At 55.1% G+C, this 13,491-nt stretch carries 9 protein-coding genes; 8 read left to right on the plus strand and 1 reads right to left on the minus strand.

Features of this window, described 5'->3' with window-relative positions; all coding sequences use genetic code 11:
* Positions 1-225: 225 nt before the first annotated feature.
* The 4 genes from FQU85_RS07885 (at position 226) to FQU85_RS07900 (ending at position 4,152) form a co-directional block, all read left to right on the plus strand.
* Positions 226-1,380 (plus strand): glycosyltransferase family 4 protein, encoded by a 1,155-nt coding sequence (locus tag FQU85_RS07885; RefSeq protein WP_145846633.1) that lies wholly within the window; start codon positions 226-228, stop codon positions 1,378-1,380.
* 270 nt (positions 1,381-1,650) lie between these two features.
* The gene (locus tag FQU85_RS07890; protein ID WP_145846636.1) at positions 1,651-2,712 is read left to right on the plus strand and encodes a GDP-mannose 4,6-dehydratase; all 1,062 of its coding nucleotides are present in this window, start codon (positions 1,651-1,653) and stop codon (positions 2,710-2,712) included.
* Positions 2,709-3,689 (plus strand): GDP-L-fucose synthase, encoded by a 981-nt coding sequence (locus FQU85_RS07895; protein WP_145846638.1) that lies wholly within the window; start codon positions 2,709-2,711, stop codon positions 3,687-3,689. Before FQU85_RS07890 ends, FQU85_RS07895 begins: the two co-directional genes overlap by 4 nt.
* Entirely contained in the window at positions 3,682-4,152 is a 471-nt protein-coding gene (locus tag FQU85_RS07900; protein WP_145846640.1) for a GDP-mannose mannosyl hydrolase, read from the plus strand. Before FQU85_RS07895 ends, FQU85_RS07900 begins: the two co-directional genes overlap by 8 nt.
* 74 nt (positions 4,153-4,226) lie before the next feature.
* On the opposite strand, the gene FQU85_RS07905 is transcribed toward FQU85_RS07900, so the two are convergent.
* The gene (locus FQU85_RS07905; RefSeq protein WP_145846643.1) at positions 4,227-5,051 is read right to left on the minus strand and encodes a transposase; all 825 of its coding nucleotides are present in this window, start codon (positions 5,049-5,051) and stop codon (positions 4,227-4,229) included.
* Between the two features lie 68 nt (positions 5,052-5,119).
* Between FQU85_RS07905 and FQU85_RS07920 the strand changes: the two genes are divergently transcribed.
* The 4 genes from FQU85_RS07920 to FQU85_RS07935 all read left to right on the plus strand — a co-directional run bounded on the left by FQU85_RS07920 (position 5,120) and on the right by FQU85_RS07935 (position 13,347).
* On the plus strand, positions 5,120-10,441 hold the full coding sequence (locus tag FQU85_RS07920; protein WP_370516772.1) for a DEAD/DEAH box helicase: 5,322 nt from the start codon (positions 5,120-5,122) through the stop codon (positions 10,439-10,441).
* Between the two features lie 765 nt (positions 10,442-11,206).
* A complete protein-coding gene (locus FQU85_RS07925; RefSeq protein ID WP_168219956.1) occupies positions 11,207-12,109 on the plus strand; it encodes a 26S protease regulatory subunit in 903 nt (300 codons plus the stop codon).
* On the plus strand, positions 12,109-12,399 hold the full coding sequence (locus FQU85_RS07930) for a hypothetical protein (protein WP_145846652.1): 291 nt from the start codon (positions 12,109-12,111) through the stop codon (positions 12,397-12,399). The genes FQU85_RS07925 and FQU85_RS07930 overlap by 1 nt, the downstream gene beginning before the upstream one ends.
* Before the next feature lie 45 nt (positions 12,400-12,444).
* Positions 12,445-13,347 (plus strand): endonuclease/exonuclease/phosphatase family protein, encoded by a 903-nt coding sequence (locus FQU85_RS07935; RefSeq protein WP_145846654.1) that lies wholly within the window; start codon positions 12,445-12,447, stop codon positions 13,345-13,347.
* Positions 13,348-13,491: the final 144 nt, after the last annotated feature.

Genomic DNA, 13,491 nt, shown 5'->3' on the forward strand with positions numbered 1-13,491 from the left:
GCAATCGGAAGTGCATGTGCAAAATGGTACTGTGGCCTTCTCGCACAGTCAATTGGAGGTGAATCCCGAGAACACCCAAAATTTTGTTTTCACTTTCGTTCTCCTTATCTCATCTAAAGCGCTAACCTGCCCAGTTAATAAGAGATTTAATCCGATCTAAATCCTCCTCACTCTATATTGACTATTCGAAACGCATAGGCCGGTCGCTATCGAACGTCATCCCAAATGTATTCGCCAGGAGAACCTGAAAAAGTAGGAATATTGAATCTTTCCTCTCATGTAAATTTCCTTTCTGACCTATCTAAAATAGCGTTAAGTAAATACGAGGTTGAGGTATTTACTACGCCGTCCATTAAGGAACGAGTAAAAGATGACGTCAGTTCGCGCCCAAGACTTGAATGGTCAGTAAAGAAGGAGTCGGATTCGAAACGCGACTATCTCAGGCACGTGGAGCAAAGAACGGCTGCGGACGTAGATATACTACTTGCGTTTCCATTCTATGGAAATATTTTCGACTTCCGACACTACGCCCAGTTCTCTCCAAACTGTCCATACATACAGATAGCTTACGAGATAAACGGATGGGCAGGAGAACGGCCGGCAGCTACCTCAGAGTTTTATAATTTCGCGAAATATCCACTCAAACGCTGGATGCTGCGACGAATAGATATCCTTCTCGTTGAGTTTGATACGATTCAAGAATATGCGCGCAGCCGGCTCCCAGAGACGAACATAGAAACCTTCACGCCAGTAATTAGTAATCACCACGATACCACAACTGGTCGAACTAGAGACCATTCCGAGATCGTTATTACTGTCCCAGGAATGATTGATAGAACCCGTCGTAACTACAACTTACTCCTTGAAGCAATCACTAAGCTACCGCAAGCACACGCAGCCTCAATCGAGGTCGTCTTGCTTGGTACTCCGCAAGGCAAGTACGGTGAGAAGATTCTTCGACGAGCTGAAGAACTTAAGGAGGTCGGAAAGGTCACCTACTTCCGGGACTGGATTCCGGAAGCGGCGTTCGAACATCACCTTCGGAGATCCGATATTTTGGTAAGTCCACTTCGTCAGACCAGACAAGTTAATGGATTCGTGGAGGAGTATGGTCTGAGCAAAGGTTCCGGGGCGATTTCTGACGCTATTCGGCAGAGTACTCCGTTACTACTTCCAGAGTGGTTCAAAGTTCCTGAACGCGTGGAACCCGCTATTCAAACATTTTGTGGAGTAAATGGGTTATCGAATGAGCTCTATAGGGTGATTTCAAACGAAGAATATTTTTCTGATCTTAGGGATGGTGCAAACCGCATGTCGGAACAGTACACGATACCGGAGCAACAGAAGCGATTATCTAAACTCGTTCAAGACTTGATCTAAACTCTCATAATAATCGAATTTCTGGATGTCCGGCTCTTTCCAACCTGATATCTCGCGCGGACAAGGACGTTCCAAGCGGAGCTCCGCGAGAAACATCGCGTTGAGACTGCTGTGTTTCTGGTCGAGTTAACAATATACTTCAGCCATGTAACTGTTGGCTCCGCCGGAATATAGTTATAGACTATTTTCCGCTTGGGGTCAGCTAATTTGAAGATTGCTACGGTGAATCGAACCTTTCATACTTTTGTATGGTGGAGAGCGTGATACACGATGAACATTGATGCGCGGTTGGCTGATCGAACAGTATTTGTTACTGGAGCAGATGGGTTTGTTGGCTCACATCTTACAGACCGATTGGTTGCCGCTGGGGCGAACGTCCATATTTTTGTTCGGGCAACGTCTAGCGGAGAACTGAAAAATATCCGGCATCATTCGGAGGAGCTCACAATCCACCGAGGAGATCTGCGTGACCCACACTCTGTGAAAGAGGCGCTGTCAGCGCTCAAAGGGCATGATAACTCTCTCATTTTCCATCTTGCAGCGCAAGCCCACGTTGGAGAGTCCTGGGAACGACCGTACGAGACTGTTGATACAAATGTTACCGGGACGCTGAACCTGCTTCAAGCTGTCGTGGATCTTGATTTGGATATTGCGAAGTTCGACACGGCGGGAACAAGTGAGGAGTACGGGAACGTCAAAGAGGAAATGGCTGACAAACATGAGTTTGAAGAGGACGGGCGCGTCTTGCTCTCCGAGCGGTCTCCAGTGAACCCAACGAGTGTCTATGCGACCTCCAAACTTGCAGCCGACTTCTTGACGATGAACTACCATGACGCGTATGGACTGCCAACGGTCACCACACGGATGTTCAACAACTACGGACCACGGCAGAACCCACGATATATCACTGGGACAATTATCACGCAGGCTCTGGAACGAGACATCGTCGAACTTGGCAACCTTCAACCAAAACGCGACCTCTGTTACGTCGGAGACGGCGTCCGTGGACACCTCCATGTTGCACTTGAGGGCACTCCTGGTGAACAGTACGTCTATGGGTACGGCGAAAACATCTCAATGCGGGACTGGACGAACCTCATCCTCGACGTCGGTGCGGAGGAAGACTACTGGAAACGCCCCGAAATCGTCCAAGAAGACGCCCGGTATCGACCGGGAGACAGTGATGTAGAGGAGCTACTCGTTGGCTTCGAAAAACTCCACGAGGAAACCGGCTGGGAACCACAGGTAGACTGGCGTGACGGCGTCCGACGAACGATTGACTGGTATGCAAATAACAAGGACGCCTGGTATGGGCGGGTTGATTGGCGATGACTGACTGGCACCACTCGACAACCGACTACTGGAACACCAAATCCGTCATGGTGACTGGCGGGGCCGGCTTCCTCGGAAGCCATCTCGTCGACGAACTCGAACGCCGAGGCGACAACGTCGATGTGTTCGTTCCACGAAGCGACGAGTACGACCTTCGAGAGAAAACCGATATTCAGCGCGCACTCAGGGATTCAAATCCCGACATCGTGTTACATTTGGCAGCCACGGTAGGCGGAATTGGAGCCAACCGTGAGAATCCAGGCCGATACTTCTACGAAAACGCTGTCATGGGCATCGAACTCCTGGAGCAAGCACGACAGTTCGGCGTCGAAAAATTCACCATCCTTGGAACAATCTGCTCGTATCCAAAACACACTCCAATCCCGTTCAGCGAAGACGACCTCTACGAAGGGTACCCCGAGGAAACCAACGCGCCGTACGGCATCGCGAAGAAAGCCCTGCTCACTCAGTCGCGTGCCTATCGAAAGCAGTACGATTTCAACAGCATCTATCTCATGCCCGTCAACCTCTACGGACCACGCGACAACTTCGACCTCGAGACATCCCACGTCATTCCAGCTATTATTCGCAAATGCGTTGAGGCCCGCGAACGCGGCGCCGACTCGATCACCGCCTGGGGAACTGGTAAACCAACCCGAGAATTCCTCTACGTAAAAGACGCAGCGGATGGTATTCTGACAGCAACCGAACGTTACGACGAATCTGAGCCGATTAACCTCGGTAGTGGAATGGAGATATCGATTCGCGACCTCGTGGAGACGATCGCTGACACCACCGGATTCGAGGGTGACATCGAATGGGACACATCGAAACCAGACGGCCAGCCTCGTCGACGGCTTGACACGTCGCGTGCCCGACAGCGGTTCAACTGGACGGCAACCACTGACTTCGAGGACGGCCTCAAACGAACCGTCGAGTGGTACGAACAACATCGCGAGGCGATACTCAATGACTGACCACGTCGCGTGGATACCGGATGACGTGTGGGCGGACATCGTCGAACACGTCCCGATTCCCTCAGTCGACCTCCTCGTCACCTGTGATGACGGCATTCTCCTCGCAAAGCGCCAGAACGACCCAGCAAAAGGCGAGTGGTTCGTCCCCGGAGGCCGAATCCAAAAGGGCGAATCACTGACCGAGGCCGTCCACCGGGTCTCCGAAGCGGAACTCGGCGTCGAGATCACTATTGAGGAGGAACTGGGTGCGTACAACCACTTCTATGAAACGTCCGATGTACCTGATTCGGGCGGCAAACACTATGTCGCTCACGGGTACGTCGTAACCCCGACATCTGAATCGATTGTACTTGATGCCCAACACGACGAAGCGAGAACATTCCCACTTGATGAACTCCCGTCGGTTCACGAGCACGTAGAAGCGTATCTAGATAGTGCTGAGTTAGTTCCGGACACGACCTGATGATGGAGTCGCTCTCGGTTCACAGTCCAGTACTGTCATTCATGCTCTATTGAAAATGCGGTACGGGAGCGGGATCATAGCGTTTTGGCGAGCTTCTTGAGGTTGTTGAGCGCGAACAGGAGAACGATCTCACGGAACTGGCGGTACCAGAACCGCGAACGCAGGGCGGAGTCCTGCGTTCGCTTGACCGTCGAGTAAGACGTTTCTGCCATCCATCGCTGTGTGTAGCCCTTCGCTCGGATGAGTGCGTTATTCGCGGTTGCCTTCGCTGTTGAACCGCGGTAGTGAACGAGGTACTCGATATCATGTGCAGCGATCTCGTATTCGGTATGCCAGTCTTGGAAGCCGTTGTCGGCGGCCACGGCCCGCAGGTCGTCCGCATTCCGGCGGACGACCCGCGGGCCAGCCTTCGTATCGTGTTCACGCTCGATACAGCAGTGGACGTCCAGCACCGCCAACGATTCTGTATCGGTCAGCGTCGTCGCTTTGATCGTCTTGACACTTCGCCCACACCGCTGGAGATAGTGTTGTGAGGCTTGTTTCCGTTCGAAGAACGTACTGTCCAGTGCGACGTGACCAGACTGCGGGTGTTGCTGCGCGGAAATGCGCAGCAACGCCCGCCAGACGTACATCGCGTAGCGGTCGAACGAGTGGTAGAACGTGGTTGGATCAGGCGGCGCGTCCGGGTGAATGCCGAGGCGGTCGCAGACCGCCGGCATGAGACTCAGCCGATCAACGAGTTCGACGTAGCTGTGGCCCTCCTCCTTGCGAATACAGTGAGCGACGATGTGGGCCTCGCGGGCAAGCCCGCCTGAGTCGGGCTTGCCCGCTCGTTTCCCCAACGCTTGTTTAGCTACACGTAGTGCTGTCTCAACGAGGTCGAGTAAAGCGACTCCCATAATCGCCGTCTCGACCTCATTTCCTCAAACTCATTACGGAGTAATCCTGCCGCCGTCTTCCATTTTCAATAGAGCAGAGTGAGCGGCCGTGGGAAGACTTCGCAGCAGATGCGGGGCTCCATCCCCGGATTATCGAGGCGTTCTCTTCGCTGGGGTTCGAACGGCTCTACGACTTCCAAGAGCGCAGCGTCGAGACAATTACAGAGGGGGAGAACGCACTCATAACCGCCGCTACGGGCCGTGGAAAGACCGAAGCATGGCTGATTCCGATTCTCGATTACATCCTGCGGGCCCGCGAAGGAGAAATCGAAGACTGTGATCCCAAGAGTGTCAAAGCGCTCCTGATTTACCCGACCAAAGCACTCGCTCAGGACCAACTGAAACGGTTAATCGAGTACCTCTACAAGATCAACCGCCACCTTCCGAAGCGGAAGCGCATCACGGTAGGGATCTACGACGGCGACACGCCGAGAGACACGAGCGAGAGCGGCGCTGAAGGGTACCTGCGATCGTCGTTCAAGTACTTCGAGTGCCCGGGATACAACGAAGACCTCGAGAAGTGCCGGACCTGCGGAAAGAGCCTCCGCGTGGAACCGGATCAGGGTCGTTTCACAGTCAAGCCGGAGAAGCCGAAGTGCGTTGACGACGTCCCGCTCGAATTCATTCACCTGACGAAAAACGACGTACTTCGCGGCGACGTAGACATCGTTCTCACGAACCCTGACACGATCAATCTCAAGGCGATCAACGTCAACGCCCCGGACGAACACGACACGTTCCTCTACGAACCGGACTTCCTCGTGTTCGACGAGGTCCACACGTACTCCGGCCTGTTCGGCTCCTATACCTCGATGCTCGTCAAGCGGATGCGTGCTCTTCGCCGAGAGCGGTTCGGAAGCGACGACCTGCAAGTGATTGCCAGCAGTGCGACTGTCGGCAATCACGACGAACTCTTCAGGAAGGTCAGTGGCGTCGGGAGTATCGAGCACGTCGACGAAGACTCTCGAGAGCTGAACTACGAACCTCCTAATAGACTTCCTGCTACTCTCACCGATTCCGACATCTCTGAAGAGGATCTGATAAAGATGGGGCGCAAGCCGAGTGCAACGCCCAACGCCTTCGGCGACTCCACCTTCCTCGTCGAAGACCACGAGAGCCTGAGTAATAACGAACTTGCAGACGCGGTCAGCGACCAACTGTTCGACTATCTGACTCGGGAAAATCCAGATAGCCGGGTCGTGAGAGCGATTCAGGAACTACACTCTGATCTCCACGAGGAGCCCCGTACGCGGGACAGTTTCCTCTCGGACATTCAAGCGAAATACGGGCTGGATGAGGCCGACGCCGAAACGCTCCTCAGCAACTTTCGAACGATCGGCGAGTTCTCCGGCCTCCTCGAAAATCGAAGCCATCTCTTCTCATGGCCAATGGACGGGTTCTATAGCTGTGCGACTTGCGATGCCGTCTATCGGTCGCCACGGGACACGTGTGGTGAATGCGGCGGTCGCTTCGTCACGCGGTCTACCTACTGTAATCACTGCGCGGAAGAGTCACTGATGAGTTGGTACTGCCCCGGATGCGGGCAGTTGGAATCGTACATGCCCACCGAGCATGGCGGAGTCGAGCAGTCGTCCCGAGAGTGTCAGCGCTGTTCCGCTGCTAGGGACGAAGAGGTGGGGATGCTCCGCGTGACTTTCCGTCCGTATCTCGAATGTGACTCCTGCGGTCACGTCGAAAAGCGTAGCACAACGAGTGAGTGTCCCGCATGCGACGCGCCTACTGTTCGGACTGACGGCGACGTCGCAGTCTGCACAAATCCGAATTGCGAACGAGAACTGACTATCTCCTCAAACTGTTCGAACTGCGGTGGGGAGAACCGACACCTGAAGACCCGTCCCGAGGGAGGGGATTGTCCGTCGTGTGGACGTTCCTACGAGCGGATCCCAGCGGGCGGGCTCGAATGTGAATGCGGTGAGGTAGTGGTGAACACGCACCTTCTCCCCTGGGTATGTAGAAAGGACGACTGCGACGCACTCTATTTCGAGGCTCAGCCTCCGGGAACGTGTGACTGTGGCTCCAGAACATTTGCCCAGGCTGGACTCTACGAGGTTTTGGAGCGAACGGAGTGCCAGAACTGCCAATCGACGCTGATTCCCGGACACAGCTGCGATTGCGACGATCCGGACTTGACGGCCAGGATCTTCGAGCCGGATAATTACCACATGTTCGACCGAACGGGGGAGTTGCGCAGTCCGACCGACTTCCGAACCGGAGTACCCTGCTACCACGCGGGCACGTCCTATAGCATCAGTGGGCGCGGACAGCGCTATTCGGAACTGATGCGCAGTCCGAACAACCTCGCCGTAACGACGTCCCAGTATCTCTTGCGAGGAGTGGCCGCTGACGAGGGATTCGAATCTGCAAAGATGCTGTCCTTTGCCGATTCACACCGCGATATGAACGAGTTGGGTCGGGACTTCGAGGACCCCGAGGCCGAGACGGTTCTCGACCAACTCCTCTACGACGGAGTCGTCTCGAATCAGGACGAGAACTCATGGGTCCCGCTCGATGAGGTACTCGAGACGGCAGGTAACCGTCTCGACCAGCTTGAGGAGTCCCTTTCGGAGGTGAGAGACGTCTCCGAAGGGCAGGTGTCTCTACGAAGCCAGTTGAAAGGGCGAGCTCGCCGCCGGTGGAGCCCGGGGGAAGCCCTGCGCGACCGACTACTCCGCCGAGCAATCCCTCATACCTACAGCGGTCGCTTCGGCGAACGGGACCCCCCGCTCGTTCACGATGGCGTACTCGACATCAAACTCCGCGAAACGAACGGCCTGTCTTCCGATGAGCGAGCAGTCCTCAGAGCTATAGTAGACGAAGGCAACGACATTGGAATCGATAATCTCCGAGAGAGCAGTGGGGCAGATAACGCTACCCGTGCCGTTGATACACTTGAAGAACAGGGTATCCTTGCCTACGACGCCGAGGAGGGTTACGTGTCGTTCGATCCCGCCGCCCTCGAGGTCACTGTCTCTGGTCGGGACGACGGCCTCCAGTATCATCCATACGACCAGGAGACCTACTCGTCCCTAGAGCGGAGGTTCGGTATCGTATCCAACGAGGCTGTAGAATTCGACACTACCTTCGATGAACAACGCGACCTGAATCATCCGCGATTCAACTATCGCGCGTACCGGATCGGCTACGTCCCCCCGATGTTCCTCCTAAGTGAGACGTATCTCGGGACGACACCGAAGCAAAAGCGGAGAAACATAGAGTACCTGTTCAAGGAGGGGAAGCATCCTCACTTCCTATCCTCCGGACCTACGATGGAGGTAGGGGTTGACATCGGGGCGCTCGATTCGCTCCTGCTGTTCGGGACCCCACCGAACATGAACGCGTACCTGCAACGCGTCGGACGAGCGGGGCGACGGTCGAAATCAGCTCTGGTCCACAGCGTGAGTCAGCGCAATCCGATCGATTACTACTATTACGAGCAACCAGTCGATTTGATCGATACGTCGCCGAAGGACGTCCCCCTCAACGAACACAACGAAGAGGTTCTACGGGTGTCCCTGAGTTGGGCCGTCCTGGATTACATCGCTGCGAACTTCGCCGTAGATTGGGACGTCCAACACGAGGGGCGGAACGCCCGTATCGAAGGGGGCGACAACTTCGTTAGAGATCCCGACGAGGGCGAGCAGTACAGCAAGTTCACTCATCTGATGGTCCTCGAAAACGGGACGCTCCAGTTGGAAACACAGCGCCCAAAACTCCAGATTCTGGGGACGTTACTCCACGACCACGAGGAGGACATCAGGGAGTACCTCGAAAGCCTGCTCGATTACGATTACTGCGTGTCCTGTGGCGCAAAGTATGACCAAACCACCAGTCCGGACAGTTGCTCAGAGCCCGATTGTGGCGGGAGGATCGAGTCGGCGTCGGACGAGTACGGCCATCTCGTCGAAGATGCGATCTCGTCCTTCACCGAGCGGTTCATCGAACATTATCGGGAGTATACCGACGAATTGTACGAGACCGTCGATGAGCTATCTGAGCGGGAGCGCGAACTGAATCAGGAGTTACGGGGAGCCGCTGACGACGAAGAGATAACGCGAATCCGGTCAGAGCTTGACGACGTTCGAGACCGCCAACAGGTAATTCAGGATCATCTCGCGGACGTTCGTTCAGAGGGTTACGTGGATTTCCTCCGCGGATCGAGACAGAGCAAGTACGCGTTCAATATGCGGAACATCTCCACGTCTGTCGGCCTGACTCTCATCGAGGAAAACTACGAACGTCGGCGACTCGGGGACGGAGACGGAGGCCGGGAGATGCGGATGGCGATGAACGAGTTACACCCGGCAGCCGCGTACCTCCATAACGGGGAAACGTACGTGGTGTCCAGAGTGAACTACGACGACTACGCGTCGGAAACGCTCGAAGACGAGATTGCGGAGAATGAAACCGTGGACTACGGGGAAGAGTACGTTTGCCCCGCTTGCCACGCCACCTACCAAGAGCGCCAGCAGGGGTGTGAGGAATGCGATGCCGAAGCACCCTTGAAGCGGCGACGGTTGGCAGTTATGGACTCAGTCGAGGCCTTCCGGGAAGACTTAGCCGTCTCCACGGACGACGGCCTCGAAGCGCGAGAAACACACTCCGAGAGCGACGCAGGAATACAGAGCACGTTCTCGGATCGAGACACGAGCATTCTTTCATTTGATTCGGAACGGGAGTTCAGTCTCGAAGACGCTGAGGGGGACGAAATAGGCACCCTCCGGTACGGCGAATTAGAGGTACTGGTTCACGCGACGGGATATCGGGCACGCTACACGAATGGCGCCATTGACGCTCAAGAGTCCCTCTTCGAACGTTGTGGTGTTGAAGGGTGTCCGGGGGTAGTTGTCCGAGACGAGGAGTCCGTGAGGTGTACTGTCGATTCCGGACACGACCCCGATGGATTCGATTCTCCCTCTGAGTTCGTCCGGTTGGGACACAAGTACACCACCGAGGGCATAGAGGTGAACCTGGAATCGGACGTAGCGGAACACACGTTCGCTCACGGGCTTCGTGTGAGTCTCCAGTACCTCGGCGGCGTGGACATCCGGGAGGTCAGTGAAAGCGTTGAAGACGATGTCGTTTACGTGTTCGACTCCCAGGAAGGCGGGGCTGAAATCTCTCGCATCCTCGTGGAAGAAGACGAAGGCTCCTTCCCCCAGTTCCAAGAGGCCATGGAACTGATCGAGGATCACTTCGAGTGCGACTGTGATAGCGGGTGCCCGTTGTGCGTCTACCAATACGGCTGTGATCGTCGGAACGACCCCCAAACACTGGACAGGAGAAGTATAAGCGACGTATCTGGATCTATACAATTGAGTCAGGAAGACTGAACGAACCCTCGCCATACTGAACGGCTATAGAGCGAGTCGTCACCTGTGACGGGTTGCGTGGATGGGTGACTCTCAGGAAACGGCGGGGTGAATCTGGCTGGTTCTCAGGAAACGGTGGTGTGTTCAGTTCACTTCAATTCTCCGGGGAGAGTAGATTTACTCCGGTCACTCAGGAAACGATGGGGGTGAAGAGGCTCCGCTGTACTCTCAGGAAACAGTGGGGGTGGGTACTGATCACGGTACGGTCAACGCCATGTGCCCTCAGCACGAACCGGGCCAAAGTCCCGGCGTATTTCTGTCACAACGCCCCAATTTCGATGGGTCATCATGCCGCGCAACAAGCTTACCGTTGAATTTGTGGCCCTTTCGGCGGCGACCAGTTGCGTCTTCGCTGTCGGGACCATTGTATCGCCCTCCATCCAGCCGTTCCGGAACGTCGTCGGATATTTCGTAGCCAAGTCAGCCGTGAGTGCAAAAGTGATTGCAGGGGTCGCAATCGGAGCGCTCAGCCTCTATCTCGCCAGTCGGCGGGTCGTGAATCGGAAGCCGACAGGTCGAGACGGCGAACCCTCGCTGCCGCGACCCCCGGGGGACCGCGAATCGCGTCCCTCGGTACCTCGGACGACGTCCGTTGAGCCGGTCGGATCAACAAGCCACGTGGCCCGGGGAGTATCAGGCTCAAGCGACGAATCACGGGACACCGCCAGTGGGGATGACAACACTGGTAGTGACGCGACGTCCGAATCGGAGTCTAGCCCCGAGATCGTGGATCCCCGTTACGACGATTCGGATGAGGAAGAACAATCTGAAGAGACAACTACGCACGATGGGAGCGATCAGGAGGAAGAAACTGGTGACTCGACCACCGGCCTGATCGAGACATATATCGATACCAACGACTATCAGTTCGACTGGGTCACAGGAACGGGCGTGGAGATGGCTGACGTCGGGGGGCTGGACGAGGTGAATGAAGAACTGCGACAGGACATCGTCCGGCCGATGCGAGAGGAACCGAAGAAGGCCGAGAGATTCGACATCCCGCTGCCGAACGTGCTCCTTCACGGCCCTCCAGGAACCGGGAAGACCTACTTGGCGAAGGCACTCGCCACAGAACTCGGGTTCCCATTCGTGAGTCTGAGCGGTAGCGACGTGACAAGCAAGTGGGTTAACGAGAGCGCTGACCAAGTCGGGCAACTATTCGACGAAGCTGAAGATTTGGCTGAAGAGACCGGAGGTGCGGTGATATTCCTTGACGAACTCGATTCGGTCCTCCCAGAAAGAGAGTTGGACAGCCATGGGGAAGACCGCAAGGTCGTCAACGAGTTCCTGAGCCACCTTCAAGAGTCCGCGCGGAAGCGAGTCCTGTTTATTGGCGCGACCAATAGGCGCGATGATCTCGACAAGGCAGCGACGAGGAATGGTCGCATCGACAAAGAGGCATACATCGGTGAGCCTGACTACGACGCAAGGGTCGAGATATTCAGGGTACAGTTAGCCAGACGGCCGAACTCGCTCAGCGAAAGCGAATTGGAAGACTTAGCCGCCGCAACTGAAGGTGTAGTGGCTGCGGATATCGAGTCAATGGTAAACCAGGCGGCACGAAACGCAGCTTATGGCCGTAACGGTGACCAAATCGAGTTCCAGGATCTGAAACACCAACTCAATTGATGACGACGAAATCGCCATCAAGGGATACGACGGAAAGTATCCCGGGGACGTCACCGACTCGGGCCGCCGAAGAAACGCTCGATCTCGGCTTAGTCAACGCGGCCGTCGCTTCCCTTGCACTCACCTACGGCCTCGTCGCCTGGGTCGAATTACACAGTTGCCTCGCTGTCGTCGGCATTATCGGTGCCGACGCGGTATTCGTCTTCCTCGTCGTCCCTCACCTGATCGCGTACTGGCTCGGTTACGACGTTGATGTACTGCTTTCCGGGCAATCTTCGGCCTCGAAGTGACTCACTGGACTAGAACTATACATTCCAAAAGTGAAGCCCTCTGTTATGAAAATACTGTCATGGAATGTGCAGGGTGCCTTTCCACCAACAGGATCACCCGACCGGATTACGGATCAGCTTCGGTTCATTGTTGAGAACGCCAACAGTCCTGACCTCCTGTTGCTCAACGAGGTAACGACAGCCCGTCGAGAACTATGGCATGAGAAGTTGGAGGACGCGGGATACAGTGAGGTTGTTGATACCTTGGACTGGGATCGCACATTAGCCGATATCGACGTTCCTCCATTTCAGGACTTCACAGGAGTGAACGGGAATTTGATAGCGATACACGATAATAGCGAACTGGAAAACCTCTGCCGACAAACTCCGAGTATTCGAGACCCGCCGTTCGATGAGGCTACCCTGAAACACTGGGATACGAACCATCCCCAGAGAATTCTCAATGCCGAGGTTGACCTCGGGGACACGACGATTGACCTCTGGAATGTCCGAACTGTGCCCGGGAACATGTATGGCGAGGAGAAAATAAAGATTCTAGAGAACGTATATAATCGTATTCTCAAGAAGGAGGCCGGGCCTCGAATCCTCGCTGGAGACTTTAACGCTCCGAAGGCCGAAACTGAGGAAGGCAAGGTGATTCCGTGGCGCAACGAGAAACAAGACGAGTTGTCGAAACGATGGCAGAACGCAGAGCGAAATATTCTGACAGGGCTGGATGAAGTCGGGATGGTGGATGTCTTCCGAATGATCCATGGCTACGGTGATTTGGACACGTTAGACGTTAGCCACCCAACTGGGGACAGCGATACGTTGACAGGGAAACGATTCGATCATCTGCTTGCATCCCGGAGCTTGAACGCTGAGGACTGTTTCTACGACGCGGATGGGCTCACCTGTAGCGACCATGCCCCCATTATTGCCAAATTCTATCCTGACTTCTCTGGTTGAGCCCATCGCTAAACAGAGGAATGTACATACGTCGGGAGATATCTGAATTCAAGAACCCTTTATTTGAGATATATCCAATTGAGATAGAGAAAAGTAGAATAATGGCTGCAAAAACCCCTTTACGGTGGGGAGTTAAGAGAAACC

Source organism: Salarchaeum sp. JOR-1, from assembly GCF_007833275.1.
Lineage (GTDB): Archaea > Halobacteriota > Halobacteria > Halobacteriales > Halobacteriaceae > Salarchaeum.

Bases quoted from the DNA above. Each gene is read 5' to 3' on its own strand.
- FQU85_RS07930 (WP_145846652.1), top strand. From the start codon at position 12,109: ATGACGACGAAATCGCCATCAAGGGATACGACGGAAAGTATCCCGGGG.
- FQU85_RS07935 (WP_145846654.1), top strand. From the start codon at position 12,445: ATGAAAATACTGTCATGGAATGTGCAGGGTGCCTTTCCACCAACAGGA.
- FQU85_RS07895 (WP_145846638.1), top strand. From the start codon at position 2,709: ATGACTGACTGGCACCACTCGACAACCGACTACTGGAACACCAAATCC.
- FQU85_RS07905 (WP_145846643.1), bottom strand. From the start codon at position 5,051: ATGGGAGTCGCTTTACTCGACCTCGTTGAGACAGCACTACGTGTAGCT.
- FQU85_RS07885 (WP_145846633.1), top strand. From the start codon at position 226: ATGTATTCGCCAGGAGAACCTGAAAAAGTAGGAATATTGAATCTTTCC.
- FQU85_RS07900 (WP_145846640.1), top strand. From the start codon at position 3,682: ATGACTGACCACGTCGCGTGGATACCGGATGACGTGTGGGCGGACATC.
- FQU85_RS07890 (WP_145846636.1), top strand. From the start codon at position 1,651: ATGAACATTGATGCGCGGTTGGCTGATCGAACAGTATTTGTTACTGGA.